23 protein-coding genes are annotated in these 22,172 nt (G+C 65.1%); 12 read left to right on the top strand and 11 right to left on the bottom strand.

Features of this window, described 5'->3' with window-relative positions:
• Window positions 1–5: 5 nt before the first annotated feature.
• Complete coding sequence (locus ACZY0R_RS21755; RefSeq protein WP_488861127.1) at window positions 6–497, bottom strand: low molecular weight protein-tyrosine-phosphatase; 492 nt, start codon at window positions 495–497, stop codon at window positions 6–8.
• Between the two features lie 228 nt (window positions 498–725).
• Here ACZY0R_RS21755 and ACZY0R_RS21750 point away from each other — a divergent pair, with 228 nt between their 5' ends.
• The gene (locus tag ACZY0R_RS21750; RefSeq protein WP_156177099.1) at window positions 726–1,136 is read left to right on the top strand and encodes a hypothetical protein; all 411 of its coding nucleotides are present in this window, start codon (window positions 726–728) and stop codon (window positions 1,134–1,136) included.
• A gap of 72 nt (window positions 1,137–1,208) precedes the next feature.
• On the opposite strand, the gene ACZY0R_RS21745 is transcribed toward ACZY0R_RS21750, so the two are convergent.
• Window positions 1,209–1,508: a putative quinol monooxygenase gene (locus ACZY0R_RS21745; RefSeq protein ID WP_045238077.1), complete on the bottom strand. Its 300-nt coding sequence runs from the start codon at window positions 1,506–1,508 to the stop codon at window positions 1,209–1,211.
• A gap of 83 nt (window positions 1,509–1,591) precedes the next feature.
• On the bottom strand, window positions 1,592–3,691 hold the full coding sequence (uvrB, locus tag ACZY0R_RS21740; protein ID WP_441629996.1) for an excinuclease ABC subunit UvrB: 2,100 nt from the start codon (window positions 3,689–3,691) through the stop codon (window positions 1,592–1,594).
• A 157-nt stretch (window positions 3,692–3,848) separates the two neighbouring features.
• Here uvrB and ACZY0R_RS21735 point away from each other — a divergent pair, with 157 nt between their 5' ends.
• Together ACZY0R_RS21735 and ACZY0R_RS21730 are read left to right on the top strand one after the other, a co-directional pair.
• A complete protein-coding gene (locus ACZY0R_RS21735; RefSeq protein ID WP_488861124.1) occupies window positions 3,849–5,045 on the top strand; it encodes an amino acid aminotransferase in 1,197 nt (398 codons plus the stop codon).
• A 274-nt stretch (window positions 5,046–5,319) separates the two neighbouring features.
• Entirely contained in the window at window positions 5,320–6,561 is a 1,242-nt protein-coding gene (locus tag ACZY0R_RS21730) for a polyhydroxyalkanoate depolymerase (protein ID WP_488861122.1), read from the top strand.
• A 71-nt stretch (window positions 6,562–6,632) separates the two neighbouring features.
• Here ACZY0R_RS21730 and ACZY0R_RS21725 read toward each other — a convergent pair whose 3' ends face one another.
• Window positions 6,633–7,268, bottom strand: a complete 636-nt coding sequence (locus ACZY0R_RS21725) for a TetR/AcrR family transcriptional regulator (RefSeq protein WP_045238081.1) — start codon at window positions 7,266–7,268, stop codon at window positions 6,633–6,635.
• A 203-nt stretch (window positions 7,269–7,471) separates the two neighbouring features.
• Between ACZY0R_RS21725 and rsxB the strand changes: the two genes are divergently transcribed.
• Both rsxB and nth read left to right on the top strand, forming a co-directional pair.
• A complete protein-coding gene (rsxB, locus tag ACZY0R_RS21720) occupies window positions 7,472–8,293 on the top strand; it encodes an electron transport complex subunit RsxB (protein WP_488861120.1) in 822 nt (273 codons plus the stop codon).
• Window positions 8,293–8,937 (top strand): endonuclease III, encoded by a 645-nt coding sequence (nth, locus tag ACZY0R_RS21715; RefSeq protein WP_488861118.1) that lies wholly within the window; start codon window positions 8,293–8,295, stop codon window positions 8,935–8,937. The genes rsxB and nth overlap by 1 nt, the downstream gene beginning before the upstream one ends.
• 83 nt (window positions 8,938–9,020) lie before the next feature.
• On the opposite strand, the gene ACZY0R_RS21710 is transcribed toward nth, so the two are convergent.
• Window positions 9,021–9,608 carry a malonic semialdehyde reductase gene (locus tag ACZY0R_RS21710; RefSeq protein WP_035868490.1) on the bottom strand — a complete coding sequence of 196 codons (588 nt, stop codon included), beginning with the start codon at window positions 9,606–9,608 and terminating at the stop codon, window positions 9,021–9,023.
• An 84-nt stretch (window positions 9,609–9,692) separates the two neighbouring features.
• Window positions 9,693–10,637, bottom strand: coding sequence for a DMT family transporter (locus ACZY0R_RS21705; protein ID WP_488861116.1), 945 nt, complete (start codon window positions 10,635–10,637; stop codon window positions 9,693–9,695).
• 137 nt (window positions 10,638–10,774) lie between these two features.
• Here ACZY0R_RS21705 and ACZY0R_RS21700 point away from each other — a divergent pair, with 137 nt between their 5' ends.
• Both ACZY0R_RS21700 and ACZY0R_RS21695 read left to right on the top strand, forming a co-directional pair.
• Window positions 10,775–11,206, top strand: coding sequence for a DUF1841 family protein (locus ACZY0R_RS21700; protein ID WP_488861114.1), 432 nt, complete (start codon window positions 10,775–10,777; stop codon window positions 11,204–11,206).
• 137 nt (window positions 11,207–11,343) lie between these two features.
• Complete coding sequence (locus ACZY0R_RS21695; protein WP_488861112.1) at window positions 11,344–12,657, top strand: phospholipase A; 1,314 nt, start codon at window positions 11,344–11,346, stop codon at window positions 12,655–12,657.
• Window positions 12,658–12,690: 33 nt separating this feature from the next.
• Here ACZY0R_RS21695 and ACZY0R_RS21690 read toward each other — a convergent pair whose 3' ends face one another.
• Together ACZY0R_RS21690 and grpE are read right to left on the bottom strand one after the other, a co-directional pair.
• Window positions 12,691–13,131: a thioredoxin family protein gene (locus ACZY0R_RS21690; protein ID WP_488861110.1), complete on the bottom strand. Its 441-nt coding sequence runs from the start codon at window positions 13,129–13,131 to the stop codon at window positions 12,691–12,693.
• Between the two features lie 89 nt (window positions 13,132–13,220).
• Window positions 13,221–13,775 carry a nucleotide exchange factor GrpE gene (gene grpE, locus ACZY0R_RS21685; RefSeq protein WP_035868503.1) on the bottom strand — a complete coding sequence of 185 codons (555 nt, stop codon included), beginning with the start codon at window positions 13,773–13,775 and terminating at the stop codon, window positions 13,221–13,223.
• A gap of 275 nt (window positions 13,776–14,050) precedes the next feature.
• Here grpE and ACZY0R_RS21680 point away from each other — a divergent pair, with 275 nt between their 5' ends.
• The gene (locus ACZY0R_RS21680) at window positions 14,051–14,206 is read left to right on the top strand and encodes a hypothetical protein (RefSeq protein ID WP_035868505.1); all 156 of its coding nucleotides are present in this window, start codon (window positions 14,051–14,053) and stop codon (window positions 14,204–14,206) included.
• A 44-nt stretch (window positions 14,207–14,250) separates the two neighbouring features.
• Here ACZY0R_RS21680 and ACZY0R_RS21675 read toward each other — a convergent pair whose 3' ends face one another.
• The 3 genes from ACZY0R_RS21675 to hrcA form a co-directional block, all read right to left on the bottom strand.
• Window positions 14,251–14,646: an RNA-binding S4 domain-containing protein gene (locus ACZY0R_RS21675; RefSeq protein ID WP_035868507.1), complete on the bottom strand. Its 396-nt coding sequence runs from the start codon at window positions 14,644–14,646 to the stop codon at window positions 14,251–14,253.
• Between the two features lie 33 nt (window positions 14,647–14,679).
• Window positions 14,680–15,795, bottom strand: a complete 1,116-nt coding sequence (gene hemH / locus ACZY0R_RS21670) for a ferrochelatase (protein ID WP_488861107.1) — start codon at window positions 15,793–15,795, stop codon at window positions 14,680–14,682.
• A gap of 112 nt (window positions 15,796–15,907) precedes the next feature.
• Entirely contained in the window at window positions 15,908–16,945 is a 1,038-nt protein-coding gene (hrcA, locus tag ACZY0R_RS21665) for a heat-inducible transcriptional repressor HrcA (RefSeq protein WP_488861105.1), read from the bottom strand.
• A 114-nt stretch (window positions 16,946–17,059) separates the two neighbouring features.
• Here hrcA and ACZY0R_RS21660 point away from each other — a divergent pair, with 114 nt between their 5' ends.
• The 4 genes from ACZY0R_RS21660 to ACZY0R_RS21645 all read left to right on the top strand — a co-directional run bounded on the left by ACZY0R_RS21660 (window position 17,060) and on the right by ACZY0R_RS21645 (window position 22,131).
• A complete protein-coding gene (locus ACZY0R_RS21660; protein ID WP_488861103.1) occupies window positions 17,060–17,977 on the top strand; it encodes an NAD kinase in 918 nt (305 codons plus the stop codon).
• An 81-nt stretch (window positions 17,978–18,058) separates the two neighbouring features.
• Window positions 18,059–19,783 carry a DNA repair protein RecN gene (gene recN / locus ACZY0R_RS21655; RefSeq protein WP_488861101.1) on the top strand — a complete coding sequence of 575 codons (1,725 nt, stop codon included), beginning with the start codon at window positions 18,059–18,061 and terminating at the stop codon, window positions 19,781–19,783.
• A 46-nt stretch (window positions 19,784–19,829) separates the two neighbouring features.
• Window positions 19,830–20,264: a hypothetical protein gene (locus tag ACZY0R_RS21650; RefSeq protein ID WP_035868517.1), complete on the top strand. Its 435-nt coding sequence runs from the start codon at window positions 19,830–19,832 to the stop codon at window positions 20,262–20,264.
• 193 nt (window positions 20,265–20,457) lie between these two features.
• On the top strand, window positions 20,458–22,131 hold the full coding sequence (locus ACZY0R_RS21645; protein ID WP_488861099.1) for a S8 family peptidase: 1,674 nt from the start codon (window positions 20,458–20,460) through the stop codon (window positions 22,129–22,131).
• Window positions 22,132–22,172 lie beyond the last annotated feature (41 nt).

Here is a 22,172-nt window from a genome sequence, read left to right as displayed (position 1 = left end):
CCCGGTCAGGCCGCGCCGTCCAGCCTCTTTGCGAGCAGCATGGCGACCACGCCATCGCACGCGTCCTCCACGTAATCGAGCACGCGTTCGAAACCGTCGCCCTCGCCATAGTAGGGATCCGGCACTTCATCCGCGGCGTGGCGGCTGGCGAAGCTCATCAACATACGCAACTTGTCCTGGCTGCCAGGCGGGCTGATTGCGCGCAGAGCCGCCAGATTGTCATGGTCCATGGCCAATAGCAGATCGAAACGCGCGAAATCCTGCACCACCGCCAGCCGCGCACGTTGCGCGGAGAGATCGTAGCCACGGGCCAGCGCATGGCGCTGCGAGCGCGCATCCGGTGCCCGCCCGACGTGGTAGCCATGCGTGCCCGCCGAATCCAGCTCGACCAGATCGGCAAGCCCCGCCGATTCCAGTTTGGCGCGCATCACGCCTTCAGCAGTCGGCGAGCGGCAAATATTGCCCATGCAGCACATGAGAATGGCGTATTTCTTCATAGGAATCAGATACCTGAGGTTCATTCAGGAAGCGCAAGTGCAGCGCGGAACCAAAGAAACGCCTCAATGAAATCCATCGCTTGCAGCACACCTTGAGCAGCCGCGGCAGGCCTTCACGAATTTCGCAAGCCGAATTCTACCCGCTGCCGTCCACGCGAACTGCCGGGACCAGGAAGCGCCGCAGTTGCGATTCGGAGTCGAAAAAGCGCTGAGGGCCGTGAGAAACCAATGATCGAAATTGCGATCAGGTCACCCGGCACGCTGCATCGTGGCAAATTAGATGACGCAAAGTCGTCACCCCCTCATAATCGCGCGGTGAATATCCGTCCTAGCCATCTCCTAATATCACCCATCTTGCTTTGCGCAAGCCTTGCCGGCGCCGCCGGACCGGCCGTGGATGCCACCCCCGATGCAGGTTGTGAAAGCCTGCTTGCGGTCGTCCGGCGTAGCCTGGAGGATGAAATCGGCTCGGCATGCCCGGCCTCGATTCCGGGGCAGGGCGCTGCGTGCACTGCGCAACGCGAACCGCTGCGCGCCATCGTGGATTTCATTGGCAAGCGCCACGAGGCCGATGCCGACGCGTGCGAAACCTTGCTGGAAGTCAACAAGCGCCTGCGATCGCTCCCACCAAAGGGCTAGGCCACGCCCCTCGCCTGCCTTTGCAGCTGCGCGGGCCGGCCAGCCCGAAGGACTGGCCGGCGACGGTACGACTCAGGGCAGCTTGGCCGCCAGCACGTCCAGCTTCTCAATGGAAGGCGGTTTGGCGAACAGCTCGGGGGCCTTGGCCATCAAGGCTGCCGCGACCTTGCCCGAGAGATGGGCCTGGCGTCCGGCCTCATCCGGGAACGCATCGAAGATGCCGTACATGGACGGCCCGAGGCGAAGCGCGAACCATGCAGTGGTGCCGGTTTCCTCCTGCACCAGCGGCAGGCCGCCGAGCAGGAATTCCTCCACTTCCTTTTCCTTGCCGGGCTTCGCATGCAGCGGAACCCACAGAGCGAACTTGACCATGAGCCATCTCCTCACTACTGTCCGGGATTCCAACTATAGACGGTAGCAAGTCCGGCGCCGGCATGCCACAGGTTCGACCGCCCTCAGGACGCGGCCGCGGCCGGCGGCAGGTGTTCCCCGTCGCCGCTGGCGCCAAATACCTGCCGCTTGAGCTTGGCCAACTGGTCGCGCACCTGCCCCGCCTTTTCGAACTCGAGATTCTTGGCGTGCTCGAACATTTGCTTTTCCAGCCGCTTGATCTCCTTCGCGACCTGCTTCTCGCTCATGTCTTCGTACTTGGCGCGCTCTTCCGCAGCCAGCAGTTCCGCCTTCACCTCGCCCGGGTCGTAGACCCCGTCGATGATGTCCTTGATACGCTTGACGACGCCGCGCGGCACGATGCCGTTGGCTTCGTTGAAGGCAACCTGCTTGGCTCGCCGCCGCTCGGTCTCACCGATTGCCCGCTTCATCGAATCGGTCATCCGGTCGGCATAGAGAATGGCGGTGCCATTCACGTTACGGGCAGCGCGGCCGATGGTCTGGATCAGCGAACGCTCTGCCCGCAGGAAGCCTTCCTTGTCCGCGTCGAGAATGGCCACCAGCGAGACTTCCGGGATATCCAGGCCCTCGCGCAGCAGGTTGATGCCGACCAGCACATCGAAGGTGCCCAGCCGCAGATCGCGGATGATCTCCACGCGCTCCACGGTATCGATGTCCGAGTGCAGGTAGCGGACCTTGACGCCGTTCTCGGTCAGGAACTCCGTGAGCTGCTCGGCCATGCGCTTGGTGAGCGTGGTCACCAGCACGCGCTCTCCGACGGATACCTTCTGGTGGATCTCGGACAGCAGATCGTCGACCTGCGTGGTCGCCGGACGCACGTGGATGATCGGATCGACCAGCCCCGTGGGCCGCACCACCTGCTCCACCACCTGCCCCGCATGCTCGTTCTCATAGTTGGACGGCGTGGCCGAGACAAACATGACCTGCCGCATCTTGCCCTCGAACTCCGCGAACTTCAGCGGACGGTTGTCCAGCGCGGACGGCAGCCGGAAGCCATAGTCGACCAGGGTGGTCTTGCGCGCCCTGTCGCCGTTGTACATGCCGTTGAACTGGCCCATCAGCACATGCGACTCATCCAGGAACATCAACGCATCGGACGGCAGGTAGTCGACCAGCGTGGGCGGCGGGTCGCCCGGCCTGGCGCCCGACAGGTGGCGCGAATAGTTCTCGATGCCCTTGCAGAAACCCAGCTCGGACAGCATTTCCAGGTCGAAGCGGGAGCGCTGCTCCAGCCGTTGCGCCTCCACCAGCTTGTTCTCCTTGTAGAAGAAGTCCAGGCGCTCGCGCAGTTCGACCTTGATGTCCTCGATCGCCCGCAGCACCGTTTCGCGCGGAGTCACGTAATGGCTCGACGGATAGACCGTGAAACGCGGGATCTTCTGGCGCACGCGCCCGGTGAGCGGATCGAAGAACTGCAGCGAATCGATCTCGTCATCGAACATGTCGACACGCACCGCTAACTCGGCATGCTCGGCCGGGAAAATATCCAGCGTATCGCCTCGCACGCGGAAGGTGCCGCGCTGGAAATCGGTCTCGTTGCGGGTGTACTGCATGGCGATCAGGCGCGCGATCACATCGCGCTGGCTGATCTTGTCGCCCGTGCGCAGCGTCAGGATCATCTTGTGGTATTCGGACGGGTTGCCGATACCGTAGATGGCGGAGACGCTGGCCACGATGATGGTGTCGCGCCGCTCCAGCAGGCTCTTGGTGGCCGACAGCCGCATCTGCTCGATATGCTCGTTGATCGAGGAATCCTTCTCGATGAACAGGTCGCGCTGCGGCACGTAGGCTTCGGGCTGGTAGTAGTCGTAGTAGCTGACGAAGTACTCCACCGCATTGCGCGGGAAGAACTCGCGGAACTCGGAATACAGCTGCGCGGCCAGCGTCTTGTTGGGCGCGAACACGATGGCCGGACGCCCCATGCGGGCAATCACGTTGGCCATGGTGAAGGTCTTGCCCGAACCGGTCACCCCCAGCAGGGTCTGGTAAGACAGGCCGTCCTCCACCCCCTCGACCAGCTGGCGGATCGCCTCGGGCTGGTCGCCCGCCGGCAGATAAGGCTGGTAAAGCTGGAACGGCGAGCCGGGAAAGGTCGCGAACTTCTCTTCATCCAGCGCGGGCGCGACTTCAACGAGATTCGACATAGGCTGGTAAGGGAAAACCTCAGGAAAACGGGCAGATACGCTAGAATCTTGGGGTTGGCGGCCAGGTATCAAGATGGGGGCCGCCCGCACTCCAGAGCGCAGTCCGGAGCATTCTACGCCTTCCCGTTTTGTTACATAGCTGACCACGAGATCCCAAATGAGTTTGTTTTCTGCCGTCGAGATGGCCCCGCGCGACCCGATCCTGGGCCTGAATGAAGCCTTCAATGCCGATACCCGTGCGACCAAGGTCAATCTGGGTGTTGGCGTGTACTTCACCGACGAAGGGAAAATCCCTCTGCTGCGCGCCGTGCAGGAAGCCGAGAAGGCCCGCCTGACCACCGCCACTCCGCGCGGCTACCTGCCGATCGAAGGCATCGCCGCCTACGACCAGGCCGTGCAGACCCTGCTGTTCGGCAAGGAATCGCCGCTGATCACCGAAGGCCGCGTAGTGACGGCCCAGGCACTCGGCGGCACCGGCGCGCTCAAGATCGGCGCCGACTTCCTCAAGCGCCTGTATCCGGACGCCAAGGTCGCCATCAGCGACCCGAGCTGGGAAAACCACCGCGCCCTGTTCGAGGCAGCCGGCTTCCCCGTGATCAACTACACCTATTACGACGCCCCCAGCCACGGCCTGAATTTCGCCGGCATGGTGGAATCGCTGAAGTCGTACGCGGCCAACACCATCGTCGTGCTGCACGCCTGCTGCCACAACCCGACCGGTGTCGACCTCTCGCCCGAGCAATGGAAGCAAGTGGTGGAACTGATCAAGGAACGCAACCTGATCCCGTTCCTCGACATGGCCTACCAGGGCTTCGCCGATGGCATCGACCCGGACGGCGCGGCAGTGCGCCTGTTCGCCGAATCCGGCCTGCCGTTCTTCGTCTCGAGTTCGTTCTCGAAGAGCTTCTCGCTGTACGGCGAGCGCGTGGGCGCGCTGTCGATCGTCACCACGGGCAAGGAAGAAGCCCAGCGCGTGATGTCGCAGGTCAAGCGCGTCATCCGCACCAACTACTCGAACCCGCCGACCCATGGCGGCACCGTGGTCGCCACCGTGCTGAACAGCCCCGAGCTGCGCGCCATGTGGGAACAGGAACTTGGCGAAATGCGTGACCGCATCAAGCTGATGCGCCATGCGCTGGTGGACAAGCTGGCAGCCAAGGGCGTGCCGGGCGACTTCTCGTTCGTCAAGGCCCAGCGCGGCATGTTCTCGTACTCGGGCCTGAACTCGGCGCAAGTGGACCGCCTGCGCAACGAGCATGGCATCTACGCCGTGGGCACCGGCCGCATCTGCGTAGCAGCGCTCAACAGCCGCAACATCGACGCGGTGGTCGACGCCATCGCCGCCGTGCTGTAACAGTACACGCGTAAAGTGGATAAAAAGGCGACTTCGGTCGCCTTTTCCACGTCTGACCGCATTTTTTTACAATCTTTTGGATTTGTCAGCCAGAAGTACAGCGTTTGTCCTATTGTCTTTTTCCGATGCAAGCGTACCTTAGGGTATATGCTGCATCGCACGATTGTTCGATAACGAGCATAATCGGTAACACATTAGCCATTCTGTGTTTGCTGTATTTGTAACATCAAGGCGTTGAATTCCAGCTTCGCCCCCAGCCTGATAGGGACCCGTCATGCTTTACCAGCTGCACGAATTCCAGCGCTCGATGCTGCACCCGCTTACCGCGTGGGCGCAGGCCACAGCCAAGACCTTCACCAATCCCCTGAGTCCGATGTCCCTGGTGCCCGGCGCCACGCGCCTGGCCGCCGGCTACGAACTGCTGTACCGGCTCGGCAAGGAATATGAGAAGCCAGGCTTCGATATCAAGTCGGTACGCTCCAACGGCAGGGACATCCCGATCGTCGAACAGACCATCATCGAAAAGCCCTTCTGCAAACTGGTGCGCTTCAAGCGCTATGCGGACGACCCCGAGACCATCAAGCTGCTCAAGGATGAGCCGGTCGTACTGGTGTGCGCGCCCCTGTCGGGCCACCATTCCACGCTGCTGCGCGACACGGTGAAAACCTTGCTGCAGGATCACAAGGTCTATGTGACCGACTGGATCGATGCCCGCATGGTGCCGGTCGAGGACGGCCGCTTCGGCCTGGCCGACTACATTCACTACATCCAGGAATTCATCCGCCACATCGGCGCGGAAAACCTGCATGTGATTTCGGTGTGCCAGCCTACGGTGCCGGTGCTCGCGGCCATCTCCTTGCTGGCCTCGGCCGGCGAGAAGACGCCCAAGACCATGACCATGATGGGCGGCCCGATCGATGCGCGGCGCAGCCCGACTGCGGTGAATTCGCTGGCGACCAACAAGTCGTTCGAGTGGTTCGAGAACAATGTGATCTACACGGTACCGGCGAATTACCCTGGCCATGGCCGCAAGGTGTATCCGGGATTCCTGCAGCACGCCGGCTTCGTCGCGATGAACCCCGACCGTCATCTGTCCTCGCACTACGACTATTACCTGAACCTGGTCGAAGGCGATGCCGACGACGCGGAAGCCCATGTGCGCTTCTACGACGAGTACAACGCGGTGCTGGACATGGACGCCGAGTACTACCTCGACACCATCCGCGAGGTGTTCCAGGAATTCCGCCTTGCCAATGGCACGTGGGAAATCGAAGGCAAGCCGGTCCGTCCGCAGGACATCAAGGGCACCGCGCTGCTGACCATCGAAGGCGAACTGGACGACATCTCGGGCGCCGGCCAGACGGCGGCGGCGCACGAACTTTGCGCCGGGATTCCCAAGGATCGCAAGCAGCACCTCACGGCCACCAAGTGCGGTCACTACGGGATATTCTCCGGCCGCCGCTGGCGCCAGGAGATCTATCCGGAGTTGCGCAACTTCGTGCTCAAGCACCATTGAGCCACGGCTGCCACCCATGAAAAACGCCCGCGCAAGCGGGCGTTTTTCATGGGGCTCTCGCAGCGGCAAAGTCAGCGGCGTTCCAAGTAGGAAAGCAGCATATCGGTGTGCAGCTCGGCGAAACGCTCGTGCTCGTCCTGGGCCGCCACATCGCGCCCGATCACGGCGCTGATGGTGTAACGGTTGGAAAGCACGTAGTAACCGAGCGCCGAAATGGTCAGGTAGAGTTGCGAAACGTCAACATTGTCGCGGAACACGCCCTTCTTCTGCCCCCGCTTGACGATATCGGCAAGCACATTGACCACCGGGTTGATCAACTGGTGCAGCTGCGTGGACTTCTTCAGGTGGCGGGCCTCGTGAAGATTCTCGCTGTTGACAAGGCGGATGAACTCCGGATTGCGGTAGTACCAGTCCCACACGAAGCGGGCCAGGGTGCGTACGGCCGCCACCGGGTCTTCCTCGACGATATGCAGTTGCTCCTCCGCGGCACGAAACTCCGCATATTGTTTTTCCAGGACGGCCAGGAACAAGCCTTCCTTGCTGCCATAGTAGTAATACAGCATGCGCTCGTTCGTCTCGGCGCGGCGTGCAATCTGGTCGACGCGTGCGCCGGCCAGTCCACCCTTGGCAAATTCTTCGGTGGCCGCATCCAGGATGCGGCGGCGCGTTCCTTCGGGGTCCCGCTTGGTTCTGGTTTCGTTTCGCATGCGACGGCTGGTGAATCGTTGCGCGGATTATGGCACAGGGCAACTTGCGCGCAGCGGCCCCGGCAAAGGGCGCATCATCTCGCGTTTCTGCACTGCGGCGAAATCGGGGATAATCCCTGCCGCGCACCCGTTCCAGCCGGCCTGCCCGCCGGGCAAGAAAAAGAGAGCGGCGCCTAGCTGCCCCCGCAAACCCCAGAATATTCGTGACTGCCAACCGCCCGACCCTCGCCGATCGCCTCGAAGCCCTGCTGCCGCAGACCCAGTGCACCAAGTGCGGCTTCGATGGTTGCCGCCCCTATGCCGAAGCCATGGCAGCGGGCGACGCGGCCTGCAACCGTTGCCCGCCGGGCGGGGCCGAGGGCATCCGCCGCTTGTCGGCTCTGCTGGGCGCCCCGGTGCTGCCACTGGACCCGGAGCGCGGCATGGAACAGGCCCGCGCGGTAGCGGTGATCGACGAGGCGCTCTGCATTGGCTGCACGCTGTGCATCCAGGCCTGCCCGGTCGATGCCATCGTCGGTGCGCCCAAGCAGATGCACACGGTGCTGGCAGACTGGTGCACCGGTTGCGATCTCTGCGTGGCACCTTGCCCCGTTGACTGCATCGCCATGGTTCCCGTCACCGCCGAACGCACCGGCTGGGCCGCGTGGTCGCAGGAACAAGCTGACGAAGCCCACGCGCGCTATATGGCGCGCCGCTCGCGGCTGGTGCGCGAGCGCGAGGAGAACGATGCGCGCCTCGCGGCCAAGGCAGCCGCCAAGCTGGAAGCGCTGCAGGCCGAGACCGCGCAAAGCGAGGAGGAACGGGCGGCGCAAGCGCGCAAGCAGGCCATCATCCAGGCCGCCATCGAACGTGCGCGCCTGAAGCAGCAAGCCGTCAAGCCGCGCAATACTGAAAACGTCTCCCCTGCCGTGCAGGCGCAGATCGATGCCGCCGAAGCCCGCCGCGCCAAGGCGGGCCCGGGCGCCAAGCCAGGCCAGGCTGATCCCGATGCCACGTCCGGCGCCAACCCAGCCACCAAGGACTAATGAACGCAGCCAAGTGCCGCGCCTTGTTCGAGACACTGCGCGAAGTCAACCCGACCCCCACCACCGAGCTGGAGTACAGCTCGCCGTTCGAGCTGCTGATTGCGGTGCTGCTGTCCGCGCAGGCCACCGACGTAGGCGTGAACAAGGCAACGCGCAAGCTGTACCCGGTGGCGCACAGCCCGCAGCAGATGCTGGACCTGGGCGAGGAAGGGCTGATCGAATACATCAAGACCATCGGCCTGTACAAGACCAAGGCCAAGCATGTCATCGCCACCTGCCGCATCCTGGTGGAGCAGCACGGCGGCCAGGTGCCGCGCGACCGCGCCGCGCTCGAAGCCCTGCCGGGCGTGGGCCGCAAGACCGCCAACGTAGTGCTCAACACTGCCTTCGGCGAGGCCACCATCGCTGTCGACACGCATATTTTCCGCGTGGCCAACCGCACCGGGCTGGCGCCCGGCAAGAACGTGCAGGTGGTCGAACACAAGCTGCTCAAAGTGGTCCCGCAAGAATTCCTGCACGACGCGCACCACTGGCTGATCCTGCATGGCCGCTATGTGTGCAAGGCACGCAAACCCGAATGCTGGCACTGCGCGATCGAGCCGCTCTGCGAATACCGCGAGAAGACCGAGGCGCCGCGCATTTAAGTGCGAGCGCGCCGGGCAGGCGAAAAAAACCCGCATGAAGCGGGTCTTTTCTTGAACCGTGGGCGCCGCGAAGGCGCGGCCGTTCAAACGATGCGGCAGGCTTCGTCGAAGGACAGGCGCGGGCTGCGCGGGAACAGCTTGTCGGCCTCGCCATAACCCAGGTTCACCAGGAAATTGACCGACCACTTGCCATCGGGGAAGAACGCCGCATTGAGCTTCGCGGCATCAAAGCCGGCCATCGGACCGCAATCCAGGCCGAGGGCACGCGCGGCCAGGATGAAATAGCCGCCTTGCAGCGAGCTGTTCATCAGCGCATCACGGGCAATCTTCTCCGGCTGGCCGGCATACCACGAGCGGGCATCGGCGTGCGGGAACAGCTTGGGCAACTGGTCATGGAAGTCGTTATCGAAAGCGACGATCGCGGTAACCGGCGCCGAGCGCGTCTTCTCGACGTTGCCGGCGGAAACGCATTCGACCAGGCGTGCCTTCTCGGCGGCGCTCTTCACGAAGACGATGCGTGCCGGCGAACCGTTTGCCGCGGTCGGGCCAAACTTCATCGCGTCATAGATCTGATGGAGCGCGGCATCGTCCACCTTGCGGTCTTGCCACACATTGTGGGTGCGGGCTTCGGTGAACAGCTGGGCGATAGCGGCCTGATCGATCGATTTCATGCGTTCGGTTCCTGAACAAGAAGTGAGAGCCGGATTGTATCGAAATCGCCGCACTCCTCCCCCCAAGCGATTTGAGCAAGGGGTTCAATTCTGTTGCACAACCTGGCCGCCGGCACCCTTGCGCGTCAGCCACAACACACCCGCCAGGATCAGCCCGCCGCCTAGCGCCTGCGTCAGCCCGACGTGCTCCCCCAGCAGAAGTGCAGCCAGCACCACCGTCACCACGGGTTCCAGCGTGGACAGCATCGAGGCCCGCGCCGCGCCGAGCCGCTGCAGGCCAGCGAAAAAGGTCAGGATGGCCAGGACGGTCGACAACAGTGCGATCGCCAGCAACGCCAGCCAGCCCGCGAAGCTCTGTGGGAACTGTGGCGGCACGCCCGCCCCGGTACGCACCAGGCCCACCACGACATAAACCGCGGCCGAGGCGCTGCACACCACGGTAGTGGTCGCCAGCGGGTTGACACCCGCCGTAACGCGCGCGCCCACGATAATGTAGACCGAGTAGATCGCGGCCGAGGCCAGGCCCAGCGCAATGCCGAGCGCCGAGCCCTGGCCGCCGCCCACGGTCAGCCCCGCCCCGACCGAGCACAGCACAAGCGCGATCACGGACGCCGTACTCAGGCGCTCCTTGAGGAAAACGGCGGCGAGGATGGTGACAAAGAGCGGATACAGGTAAAGCAGCAAGGCCACCAGGCTGGCCTGGGCATGGTTGAGCGCGGTAAAGAAGCAGAACGACTGCCCGACATAGCCAATGCCGCCCATGGCGGCTAGCGCGAGTACCTTGCGCCAGCCCGGCAGGCCAACCCCGCGCAGGCGCATCGCCATCGCCAGCGCGCCGGCTGCCAGCACGAAGCGCACCGCAAGCAAGCCGTAGACGTCAGTGCCGGCCTCGTAGGCAAAGCGCGCGAAAATCGCCATGGCACCAAAGGCGCTGGCCGACAGGGCGATCAGCAATACGCCGGCGAATTGCTCGCGGGCGTTGTGGACGGGCTGGTGGCCAGCGGTGGCGGAAGATCGGGAAGCAGGCATGGCGGTGCGCGGACAAGGACAAGCCCGGCGGCGCCGGGCAACGCCGCATTCTAGTAGCTGGCGGTCCGATTCGGGCAGCGCTCTGGCGGGCGAACTGCGCTGCAGCAGCGGGAGAGCTCGTTTACAATACCGGCATCATGTTCAATCCCTCCCGCGAAGAAGTCCGCCGTTTTTTCTGCGAAGCATGGCAAAAGCAGCGCGCAGGCAATGTCCTGACGCCACTCGAAGTCATTGCAGTCGACTGGATCGGCGAGCACCCCGAGTATCACAGCCTGCTCACCGACACGGAAGGCGCGCTGACCCAGGATTACACGCCTGAAGGCGGCCAGACGAATCCCTTCCTGCACCTGGCCATGCACCTGTCCATCTCCGAGCAGGTTTCCATCGACCAGCCTCCTGGCATCCGCCGGGCCTACGAGTCCCTGGCCCAGCGCCTGGATTCGCCCCACGAGGCGCAGCACCAGGTGATGGAGTGCCTGGGCGAAATGCTCTGGCAGGCACAACGCACCGGCATGCCGCCCGACGGCGAGCAATACATCGCATCGATCCAGCGCCGCGCCAGCCGCTGAGGCACACGACCTCACGCATCCGGGCTGCGTACAAATGATCACAAAGTTGTGATGCGGAGCATGATAGGCTTTACCGCGTCGCAATATCACGCAGCGCATGCATCACTTTTCCCGGTGAATGCGGCGTCCAGATCTCAATGCCACCTAGTACCTCCAAACCGGAGGCGGGTGCCGGCGCGCCCATCCGGCGCCTCCCCGGCGCGAGGCCCGCTCTCCTGCTGGCTATCGCCATCGCGGCCGGCTGGCCTTTGTCCAGCCACGCCGCCATCGCCTTGCTGCAACCGCCAAAGGTGGTCGATGGCACCAAGCCACTGACCCTGACCTTGCTACTGAGCGCCAATAGCGCCAACCGCAGTTTCCTCGTGCCCGAAACCCTTGAGGTCATGGCTTCTGCCGACCTGCAGGCGCCTGTGCGGCTTGGCATGCGGCGCGTCACCGCAGGCCCGTCGACCCTCAAACTGCGCAAGGGGGAGTACCGCACCATCGAATATGGCGCGGAACTGCCACCCAACTTGCGCGGCCTGGTGCGGCTGGATCCGGTTGACATCGATGCCGCCCCGGTTCTCGTCACGCTCAATCGCGCGCCGCGCGCGGATGATCCGCCTGCGGCCCAGGTCGCGAGTACACCGCCAGCGGGAACCGCACCGGAGCCAAGCGCCGGTGGCGCTAGCCCCGTGGTCCCGGTAGTTCCGGTGGCTTCTGCCAGCCAGGCAGCGCCGGTCCAGCCGGACCTCCGCGACCAGGGACGGCTCACCTTCAATGACCCGATGTATTTCATCCTGGGTGCGCACGACGGCGCCAATGCGAAGTTCCAGTTCAGCTTCAAGTTCCGCATCTACCAGGGCGAGAACCCGGCTTCGCGCGGCCTGCTTGAAAACCTGTACTTCGGCTACACGCAGTTTTCGCTGTGGGATCTGTCCGGCGATTCGCGCCCCTTCCGCGACACTAACTATCGGCCAAGCCTGTTCTATTACCTCTCGGACACTGGCGTGCACAACCGCGCCATCAGCCGGCTCTCGCTGGCAACGGGCGTGGAGCACGAGTCGAATGGCCGTGATGGCGGCCAGTCGCGCAGCATCAATACCGTGTTCGTAAAACCCACTTTCTACCTGGGCGACCTGACCAACTGGCACTGGAGCATCTCGCCCAAGCTGTATTACTACGTCGAGAAGAACGACAACCCGGACATCGCCAGCTACCGTGGCTTCATGGATCTGAAGCTGGCCTACGGCAAGCCCGACTCATGGGAATTTGCCGCCACCCTGCGCAAGGGCACGCAGAAGTACTACGGCAGCGTCGACGCGGCGGTGACTTACCCGCTGGCACGCCTGATCCCGGGCACGGCGGGGTATCTGATGGCCGGCTACTTTGTCGGCTATGGTGAGAGCTTGCTGGACTACAACCGCAAGCTGCCGTGGCAATTCCGGCTAGGGTACGCACTGTCGCGCTGAGCTGGCCGCCGTCCGCAACGGCCCAGGTCGCGTTCAGCCCGCCAGCGGCTTGCCGCTGGCCTTCAGGCGGGCGTTGGCTACGGCCGCTGCAAACTGGCCTTGCCCGTGCCAGCCGGTGGCCCGCCCCAGCTTCTTGCCTTTGTGGAAGAACATGAACACGGGAATGCCATGCAGGCCGAAGCGCTTGCCTAACTCGGGATGCGCATAGACGTTGGCGTGCAGCCAGTGCAGTTCGAGGGCACGCACCGGCTCGGGATTGGCCAGCATGGCTTTCTTCGCCATCTCGCAGTTAAAACAGTCCACGCCCCAGAAAAATACACAAACGAGCGCGTCGCCGGCAACGGCAATGGCGGCATCAATGTCGTCACTCGCTACTTCGCGCATGCCAAACGCATCGAACGCGCGGTGATCCAGGTGCGCCGCCGCGTCGGCAGCGGCGCCAAGTGCGGCGGCATTGTCTGGCTTGATGGACATAGGCTTCTCCTGCAATGAAAAACGCCCGGGCCAGCGGCACCGGGCGTTGCTTGTGCCGGCCAAATGGGCGGACAGCCGAGGCGTTGCGCTTACTTGGGCGCCGCCACCGTTACCAGTGCCGGACGCAGTACGCGGTCTGCGATCATGTAGCCACGCTGCAGTACCGTGACCACGGTATTGGGTTCCTGCGGCGCGGGCACCATGGAAATGGCCTGGTGGCGGTGCGGGTCGAATTTCTCGCCGACCGGATTCAGTTCGACGATCTTGCCCTTCTCGAAGGCGCTAAGGAGCTGGCGCGCTGTCAGCTCGACCCCTTCGCGCAGCTTGGCGATATCGCCTGAGCCATCGGCCAGCGCGGCCTGCAGGCTGTCCATCACGGGCAGCAGGTAATCGGCGAAGCTTTCGATGGCGAATTTATGCGCCTTGGTGACATCATCCTGGGCGCGGCGGCGGATGTTCTCGCCCTCGGCAGTTGCCCGCAGGAACATGTCATAGTGCTCCTTGGCCTTGGCTTCAAGCGCGGCCAGCTGGGCCGCCACGTCGCCAGCGGCGTTCTCGGCCTGGCCGGCCGGGGCGGTGTTCAGCTCCTCGCTGGCGGGCGTGAGCGGCGGCGTGGTGGGTGGCGTCTGCTTCTGTTCTTCCATGTCGATCCGTATCAATACAAGGACGCGGCCTGCCTGGTCGCAGGCCGCCGGGTGGTCAATCGGCAAATGTAGCCTGCAGTTGGTGGCAAGCGTCTGTTTTTCAAGGGCGCACCGGGATGGTGCAGTGAAACACAAGGTTACAAAGAGAGGTGCGTGAAAATAGGGGCCATATTGCTTTGCAGCAGCGCACACCCTAAGATGAAAAGGTATAAAAATGACAAAAATAACGGGGTCGAAGATGCATCACACGTCGGGCCACTCTCGAAAGGTTAGCCATGCATAAGCTGCCTGTTCTGACGGTCTTCCTACTCGCCGCATTATCGGTGATGACAGCCTTTATCTGCCTTTCCGGCGCGTTCACGCCGCGAGACACCGAGTACGGCAGCGGCAAGGCGGTTTTCAAGCACTACATCATCCCCTACGTTCGCTGACCCAGCCAGGTGAGTCCGGGCGACCGCCCGCGCGGCTGCCCTCCTCACCCCCTGACTCCATCGATCTGTCGCCGGTCGCGCTTGGTCGGTCGGCCCTGCAAGCGCGACGCCGGTTCATCGTTGAGCCGCCTGTTCTCCGCGTCTTGGCGCCGGCGCGCCTCGCTGGCCTCGGTTTCCGCATAGAGGGTCTGGGCGACGGTTGCCGGACCGCGGGCTCCCGCAACGCCCTTTACCACCACTTCCCAGCGTTGCTGGTGCGCCTCCAGTACGACCGTGTCGCCCGGCTTGACCTCGCGCGAATTCTTGCAGGCCTGACCATTGACCTGGACCTTGCCTCGCTCCACCGCCTCGGCCGCCAGCGAGCGCGTCTTGAAGAATCGCGCGCACCACAGCCATTTATCGATGCGCAGGCGGGCATCGGCCTCAAAAGATACGTTCATGCATTCACCTCCATGCCGTTGCTCCCGCGCCGCTCATGCCGCCGCACCGCGGGTCTGGGCTTGTGTGCGCCGGGCTTCCAGTTCATGCGGATGGGGCATCCGCAGCGGCCAGCCTTGCAGGTGCTGCAATCCGATCTCCGCGAGCCCGGCGATCCAGCTTTCCGCATCATTGAGGCAAGGAATGTAGTGGAATACCTTGCCGCCAGCCACCTGGAACGCGGACCGCCCTTCCATGGCGATCTCTTCGAGCGTTTCGAGGCAGTCCGCCGGGAAGCCGGGACAAAACACGTCGACCCGGCCGGTACCGACCTTGCCTAGCTCTTGCAGGGTAGGCGCGGTATAGGGCTGCAGCCACTCCGCCTTGCCGAAGCGCGACTGGAACGTGACCTGGTACTGCCCGGGCTGCAAACCCAGCGCCTCGCCCAGCAGGCGCCCGGTCTTCAGGCATTCGCAGTGGTAGGGATCGCCCAGTTCCAGCGTCCTGCGCGGCACCCCGTGAAACGACAGGATCAGCTTGTCGCCACGCGCGAAATCCGGTGTGCCGTGTTGCGCCCAGTATGCCCCGACCTGCTGGTGCAAGGCCGCAATGTACGCCGGATGGTCGTGAAAATGCTTGACCAGCCGCAACTCCGGCTGGTTTCGCCACGCCTTGAGCACACGAAACGCCTCGTCGAAGGCGGTCGCGGTGGTGGTGCCTGAGTATTGCGGGTACAGGGGCAGCAGCAGGATGCGCTCGGTCCCCTGGCGCCGCAGCGCCTCCAGCACCGACCCGATCGAGGGGTTGCCATAACGCATGGCGCACGCCACGGTAACTTCGTGGCCATGCTGGTTGAGCAGTAATTGCAAGGCATGGGCCTGGCGCTCGGTGTGCACCAGCAGCGGCGACCCCGTCATATGAGCTTCGCGCAGCCAGATCGATTCGTACTTCATCGCCGACGCGCGCGAGCGCAGCGGCAGGATGAGGCCGTACAGGATCGGCAGCCACGCGGCGCGGGGAATCTCCACGACGCGCGGATCCGACAGGAACTGCTTGAGGTAGCTGCCGACCGCTTTAGGCGTCGGCGCATCGGGTGTGCCGAGGTTGATCAGCAGGATCGCCGTGCGCGGCGCCTGGCCATGCTGATAGGCCGGCTCGGGAGTAAACGTCATGTAATTTCCGGTGTGGCGGAGCGGCGCGGGCACAGGGCGCGCGGCCGCCAGGTCTCGCCGAGCTTACAGGATGAACGGAACAGGCAGTCTGTGAGACCGGACCAGGACGACACTAGTTCTGGCTGAGCGCGCTGGACAACAGGCGCGCAGTGATGTCGACGATCGGGATCACCCGCTCGTAGGCCATGCGGGTCGGCCCGATCACCCCGAGCGTGCCGACGATCTGGCCGTCGACTTCGTAGGGCGCGGTAATGACCGCCATGTCTTCCAGCGGCACCAGCTTGCTCTCGCCGCCGATGAAGATCTGCACGCCCTGGGCGTGGCTGGAGACATCGAGCAGCTTGAGCAGGCCGGTCTTGTGCTCGAACACGTCGAACAGCTTGCGCAGTTTTTCCATGCTGGAGGAAAGATCCTCCACTTCGAGCAACTTGCGCTCGCCCGAGATAAAGACGTGATCGTCCTCTTCCTCGGCCATGGCGTTGCTGCCCGCCTCCACCGCGGCCTGCATCAGCTGCGACATATCCATGCGCAGCGCCTGCAGTTCGCCGCGCAGGTGGTCGCGCACGTTGTCGAAGCTCATGCCGGCAAAGTGCGAGTTGATGAAATTGGCCGCCTCGACCAGTTGCGACGGGGTATATGGCAGTTCGGTCTGGATGATGCGGTTCTGCACATCGCCCTCCGGCGTGACGATGATCAGCAGGATGCGCTTGTCCGAGAGCCGCATGAATTCCACTTGGCGGAACGCCTGGGCGCGGCGCGGGGTCATCACCACGCCGGCGAACTGAGACAGGTTGGACAAGGTATGAGCCGCCGAGGTGATCATCCGCTGCGGCCCAAGCTGCTGGCCGCGCAACTGGCCCTGGATCTTGCCGGTCAGTTCAGCCAGGTTAAGCGCGCCATCCAGCGGCTGGGCGGTCAGCATGGTGTCGACGAACAAGCGATAACCCCGCGGCGTCGGAATGCGCCCGGCCGAGGTATGCGGGCTGGCAATAAACCCCATCTCCTCCAGATCCGACATCACATTGCGGATGGTGGCAGGGGACAGATCGAGCCCGGAGTACTTCGACAAGGTCCGTGAGCCCACGGGTTGTCCCTCGGCGATATAGCGCTCGATCAGGGTTTTGAGAAGCGTTTTTGCACGTTCATCCATGATGTTCCCGATTTTACGCAAGTTTACCCCGTTCGGGCGGCTCATCCGTGTTCCGGCCCGGCCGCAGGTGCCCATCTGCTGACAATGGTCGCGGCGGTATGGTCTAATCCCGGCATGTCTTCGCTCCCCACGCCCGGCGCCGCGCGCGCGCCCTTTCGCACCGTCGCCCTGATCGGCAGGTACGCCACTGCCGGCATCGAGGGCCCGCTGGAGGATCTGGCCGCCTGCATCCTCCGGAACGGCCAGGATGTCGTGTTCGAGCGCGAAACCGCGATGGCTACCGGGCTGACCGACTATCCGGCGCTGGCGCCGGACGAGATCGGCAAGCATGCCGATGTGGCGGTTGTGCTCGGCGGCGACGGTACCTTGCTGGGCCTGGCGCGCCAGCTGGCCGGCTACCCGGTGCCGCTGATCGGCGTGAACCACGGGCGCCTCGGCTTCATGACCGACATCCCGTTGGAAGACGTGCATTCGGTGCTGCCCGACATGCTTGCAGGCCGCTACGAGTCGGAGACCCGCATGCTGCTGGAGTCGCAGGTGGTACGCGACGACGGCGTGATCTTTTCCGCGCTGGCCTTCAATGACGTCGTGGTCAACCGTTCCGGCATCTCCGGCATGGTCGAACTGGCGGTCTCCGTGGACGGGCACTTCATGTACAACCAGCGCTCGGACGGCCTGATCGTCTCGACGCCGACCGGCTCGACCGCCTATGCGCTGTCGGCGGGCGGCCCGATCCTGCACCCCACCCTGTCGGGGCTGGTGCTGGTGCCGATTGCCCCGCATGCATTGTCCAACCGCCCGATCGTCCTGCCGCATGACGCCGAAGTCTCGATCGAGGTGGCCACGGCGCGCGACGCGAGCGTCAACTTCGACATGCAGTCGCTGACCTCGTTGCTGCCGGGCGACCGCATTGTGGTTCGCCGGTCGGCCAAGACCGTCAACCTGCTGCATCCGATCGGCTACAACTATTACGCCACGCTGCGCAAGAAGCTGCACTGGCACGAGTACCCGAGCGAAGACAACCGGCTCTGAGCCGCGCCGATCCTGACCGATCCGGCCCAGATCCGCCGCCCCCAAACCGAATCCGCCCCTGACCCCGACCCATCGCCCACGATGCTGCGCAGCCTGTCCATCCGCGATTTCGTCATCGTCGATACGCTCGACCTCGACTTCTCCCCGGGCTTCACCGTCTTCACCGGCGAGACCGGCGCCGGCAAGTCGATCCTGATCGATGCGCTGGCCCTGGTGCTGGGTGAGCGCGCCGACGCCGGCGTGGTCCGCGAAGGCGCCGCCCGGACCAGCATCAGCGCCACCTTCGCCACCCCCGCCGGGCTCGATGAATGGCTGGCCGAACACGACCTCACCGGCGACGATGGCACCGTGCTGCTGCGCCGGACCGTCGACGCCAGCGGGCGCAGCAAGGCCTTTATCAATGGCGCCGCCGCCACGCTGGGCCAGTTGCGCGACATCGGCGACCGCCTGGTCGACATCCACGGCCAGCATGCCCACCAGTTGCTGCTGCGCCCGGACGCCCAGCGCCTGCTGCTGGATGCCCATGCCGGCCTTACCGCCCAGGCGGGCGCCGTAGCCGAGGCCTGGCGCTCGTGGCGTGCCTGCGTGCGCCAGCGCGAAACCATCGAGCACCGCTCGCGCGAGATGCAGCTTGAGCGCGAACGGCTCGAATGGCAGGTCGGCGAACTCGAGAAGCTGGCGCCGCAACCTGGCGAGTGGGAAGACATCCAGGCCGAATACAACCGGCTGTCGCACGCCGCGGGGCTGATCGAGGGCAGCCGCGCCGCGCTGGAAGCGCTGTCCGAGGCCGATGGCTCGGTACTGTCGGCACTCAACAGCGTGGTGCAGCGCCTGCGGCAGCTGGCGGGCGTCGATCCCGGCCTGGGCGACGTGCTGGCGGCGCTGGACCCGGCCCTGGTGCAGGTCGAGGAAGCCGCTCACTCGCTCAACCGCTATGTCGACCGGCTCGATCTCGACCCCGAACGCCTGCAACTGGTGGAAGCGCGCATGCAGGCTCTGCACACCACCGCGCGCAAGTACCGGCTGCCGCCTGAGCAACTGCCCGACGAACTGATGGCCCGCCGCCAGCAGCTCGACGACCTCCAGTCCGCCCAGGACCTGAACAAGGCGATGGCGCGCGAGGCCGCGGCCCGAGCCGCTTACCTGACCATCGCCCAGCACCTCGGCGCCGCCCGCAAGGTGGCGGCCGAAAGTCTGTCGGCCGCCGTCACGGACGCCATGCAAGGCCTGTCCATGGCGGGCGGCAGCTTCGCGGTGGCGCTGCACCCGCTCGACGAAGGGCAAAGCCACGGCCTGGAACAAGTCGAGTTCCTGGTGGCCGGCCATGCCGGCGTCAGCGCGCGTCCCCTCGCCAAGGTGGCCTCGGGCGGCGAACTCGCCCGTATCAGCCTGGCGATCTCCGTCATCACCAGTGAGGCCGCGCCTACCCCGACCCTGATCTTCGACGAGGTCGACACAGGCATCGGCGGTGCGGTGGCCGAAGTGGTAGGCCGCCGGCTGCAGGAGCTTGGCCGAGCCCGCCAGGTGCTGTGCGTGACCCACCTGCCGCAAGTCGCCGCCCAGGCCGGCGCCCACCTGCTGGTCAGCAAGGAGACCAGCCAGCCCGAAGGCAAGGGCTCGGTCACCCGCTCGCGCATCCGCGCACTCGACCCGGCCGGCCGCGTGGTCGAGACCGCCCGCATGCTGGGCGGCACCACCGTGACCGCCACCACCGTGCAGCACGCCGAGGAAATGCTCGCGCAAGGCGTGCGCGGCGCCACCGGCACGGCCCGGGAAGTGCGCCGTTCGCGCCGGAGCGCAAGCTGATCGCCCGCGTCCCGCACCGGCCCAGTAACCATCCAGGAGTTATCCCATGTCAACCGGCAAACTGCCGCACTCCCGCTCAATGGCTCGCCCGCTGCGGATCACCGCCGCCTGCGGCCTGCTGGCACTGCTCGCACTCACCGCTTGCCAGGCGCAGCAGCGCCCCTACGCGCCGGCCAGCAGTATCAGCGCCGACCGTGCCGTGGGCGACATCATGGTGCGCTTCAGCGCGCCGCCGGTGACCGGCTCCGAAGAGGCCGGCCGCCTGCTGGAGTCGATTTCCGGGCCGATCCGTTTCGTCGTCAAGCGGCCGATGTCGGGCGGCGTCTGGCTGGTCACTGCCATTTCGCAATCCGGTGATGCTACGATGGATCAGGCCGTGGCCACGCTGCGAGCCGCTCCCCGCATCGAGCTGGCCGAACCGGACCGGGTGCTCAAGCCGAATCGCACCATGCCCATGGGACGCGACATGCCGCCGGGCTGAAGCCGGCGCGCCCGCACTGCGGGCATGGCGGGGCGGGCAGGCTCTGTAGCCGGTTTCCCTGACTTGAACGTTGAAGGTTGAATGCTGTAACCGTGGTTCCCGGCGCGATCGCGCTCTTGCAGATTCCGGGGCGCTCCGCAGGGAAAGCCCCACCGCGGTCAGTCCGACGCGGGCTTAACGGGAGAAGGCAGACATGCAGCAACCGCTTCAGTACCGGTCATGCGGCACAAGACGCATAGCGCGCCACGGCGCCCTGCTGCTGGCGCTGGGCGCCGCCCTCTGGCTGGGGGCACCGGCCTCCGCCAGCGCGGCTCCCGACCCCGCCGCACGCCCGGCGCCGCGCTACAGCGGCAACTTCATCGTACGCTGGCGCGACGGCAGCAGCAGCGCTGCCGCCAGCGGCCAGCCCGACCGCATGCTGAGCGTTCGCCAGAATACTGGCGTGGCGCTCGCGGTCAAGCGCCAGATGGGCGGCAGCCTGCAATTGCTGAGCGTCTCCGGCAGCGATGCCGCCGACCCCGAGGCCACCGCCGCCCGGCTGCGCCAGGATCCCCGCATCGCGGAGGTGGTGCCGGACCGCTGGCTGCACCTGCATGACACGGCACCCAACGATCCCGAATTCGCGCTCAACCAGCCGTACCTCGGTACGCCCGCGCAAGTGGTGGGCGGCGTCAACCTGCCGCCGGCATGGGACCGCACGCGCGGCAGCAGCAGCCTCGTGATCGCGGTGCTCGATACCGGCTACCTGCCGCACCCGGACCTGGCCGCGCGCATCGTGCCTGGCTATGACTTCATTACCGACACCAGCATCGCCAATGACGGCGACGGGCGCGACACCGATGCTACCGATGCTGGCGACGGCGTACCGAGCGGATTCACCTGTCCCGGCACATCGGCGCCAACCACCACTGCCACCAACAATAGCTGGCACGGCACCCGCGTGGCGGGGACGCTGGGAGCGCTGACCAACAACGGGGTGAATATCGCCGGCGTGGACTGGAACGCGCGCATCCAGCCGGTGCGCGTATCCGGCCGCTGCGGCGCGTTGCTGTCCGACACCGTGGATGGCATGCGGTGGGCCGGCGGCCTCGCCGTGCCCAATGCTCCGGCCAACCCCACCCCCGCGCGCGTGATCAACGTGAGCCTGGGCGGCGGCACCTGCTCCAGCATCGAGCAGCAGGCCGTGAACGACCTCGCCGCCAACGGCGTGATCGTGGTTGCCGCCACAGGCAACAGCGCCAGTGCGGTCGAGGCGCCAGCCGACTGCAGTGGCGTGGTGGCCGTCACGGCCCACGCCAACGACGGCGAGAACGCCGGCTATGCCAATGTGGGACCGCAAGTCTCGCTGAGCGCGCCTGGCGGTGGCTGCGGCAATTCCAAAGTCGTGCAAGGCAGCAACGGCAATACGTGTTCGGTGGCGAATTCCTTCATCCGCACCCTCTCCAATGACGGCACCACGTCGCTTGGCAATTACACGGTCACCAGTTCCCAGGGCACGAGCTTTGCCACGCCGCTGGTGTCGGGCGTGGCAGCGCTGATGCTCGCGGCCAATCCGGCGCTGACACCCGCCCAGGTGCTTGCCACCCTGAAGAGTTCTGCGCGCCCCCACCCTGCAGGCACGTTTTGCACGACCACCACGGGTACCGGCAAATGTGGTGCAGGCCTGCTCGATGCAAACGCCGCCGTCATCGCCGCCACGCAGCTGGCCCAGCCGCCTCCGCCCAGCACGCCCGGCACATCCTCCGACGGTGGCGGCGGTGGCGGTGGCGGCGGTGCGCTGTCGTGGCCGCTCGCGCTGGGCCTGTGCGCACTTGGCTTGCTGCTGAGCTGGTCCGGACGGCGTCGGCGTTCGGCGAAACCGCGCTAAGCGAATGACGCTGTGCCGAGGCCGGGCATCCTGCCTCCGGC

The sequence above is a fragment of the Cupriavidus sp. F041 genome (assembly GCF_057814235.1).
This window is presented reverse-complemented; position numbering and strand designations above follow the sequence as displayed.

Coding starts and splice junctions, on each gene's coding strand:
- ACZY0R_RS21755 (WP_488861127.1), bottom strand. CDS start 497: ATGAAGAAATACGCCATTCTCATGTGCTGCATGGGCAATATTTGCCGC.
- ACZY0R_RS21750 (WP_156177099.1), top strand. CDS start 726: ATGATCGAAATTGCGATCAGGTCACCCGGCACGCTGCATCGTGGCAAA.
- ACZY0R_RS21745 (WP_045238077.1), bottom strand. CDS start 1,508: ATGGTCAAGTTCGCTCTGTGGGTTCCGCTGCATGCGAAGCCCGGCAAG.
- uvrB (WP_441629996.1), bottom strand. CDS start 3,691: ATGTCGAATCTCGTTGAAGTCGCGCCCGCGCTGGATGAAGAGAAGTTC.
- ACZY0R_RS21735 (WP_488861124.1), top strand. CDS start 3,849: ATGAGTTTGTTTTCTGCCGTCGAGATGGCCCCGCGCGACCCGATCCTG.
- ACZY0R_RS21730 (WP_488861122.1), top strand. CDS start 5,320: ATGCTTTACCAGCTGCACGAATTCCAGCGCTCGATGCTGCACCCGCTT.
- ACZY0R_RS21725 (WP_045238081.1), bottom strand. CDS start 7,268: ATGCGAAACGAAACCAGAACCAAGCGGGACCCCGAAGGAACGCGCCGC.
- nth (WP_488861118.1), top strand. CDS start 8,293: ATGAACGCAGCCAAGTGCCGCGCCTTGTTCGAGACACTGCGCGAAGTC.
- ACZY0R_RS21710 (WP_035868490.1), bottom strand. CDS start 9,608: ATGAAATCGATCGATCAGGCCGCTATCGCCCAGCTGTTCACCGAAGCC.
- ACZY0R_RS21705 (WP_488861116.1), bottom strand. CDS start 10,637: ATGCCTGCTTCCCGATCTTCCGCCACCGCTGGCCACCAGCCCGTCCAC.
- ACZY0R_RS21700 (WP_488861114.1), top strand. CDS start 10,775: ATGTTCAATCCCTCCCGCGAAGAAGTCCGCCGTTTTTTCTGCGAAGCA.
- ACZY0R_RS21695 (WP_488861112.1), top strand. CDS start 11,344: ATGCCACCTAGTACCTCCAAACCGGAGGCGGGTGCCGGCGCGCCCATC.
- ACZY0R_RS21690 (WP_488861110.1), bottom strand. CDS start 13,131: ATGTCCATCAAGCCAGACAATGCCGCCGCACTTGGCGCCGCTGCCGAC.
- grpE (WP_035868503.1), bottom strand. CDS start 13,775: ATGGAAGAACAGAAGCAGACGCCACCCACCACGCCGCCGCTCACGCCC.
- ACZY0R_RS21680 (WP_035868505.1), top strand. CDS start 14,051: ATGCATAAGCTGCCTGTTCTGACGGTCTTCCTACTCGCCGCATTATCG.
- ACZY0R_RS21675 (WP_035868507.1), bottom strand. CDS start 14,646: ATGAACGTATCTTTTGAGGCCGATGCCCGCCTGCGCATCGATAAATGG.
- hemH (WP_488861107.1), bottom strand. CDS start 15,795: ATGACGTTTACTCCCGAGCCGGCCTATCAGCATGGCCAGGCGCCGCGC.
- hrcA (WP_488861105.1), bottom strand. CDS start 16,945: ATGGATGAACGTGCAAAAACGCTTCTCAAAACCCTGATCGAGCGCTAT.
- ACZY0R_RS21660 (WP_488861103.1), top strand. CDS start 17,060: ATGTCTTCGCTCCCCACGCCCGGCGCCGCGCGCGCGCCCTTTCGCACC.
- recN (WP_488861101.1), top strand. CDS start 18,059: ATGCTGCGCAGCCTGTCCATCCGCGATTTCGTCATCGTCGATACGCTC.
- ACZY0R_RS21650 (WP_035868517.1), top strand. CDS start 19,830: ATGTCAACCGGCAAACTGCCGCACTCCCGCTCAATGGCTCGCCCGCTG.
- ACZY0R_RS21645 (WP_488861099.1), top strand. CDS start 20,458: ATGCAGCAACCGCTTCAGTACCGGTCATGCGGCACAAGACGCATAGCG.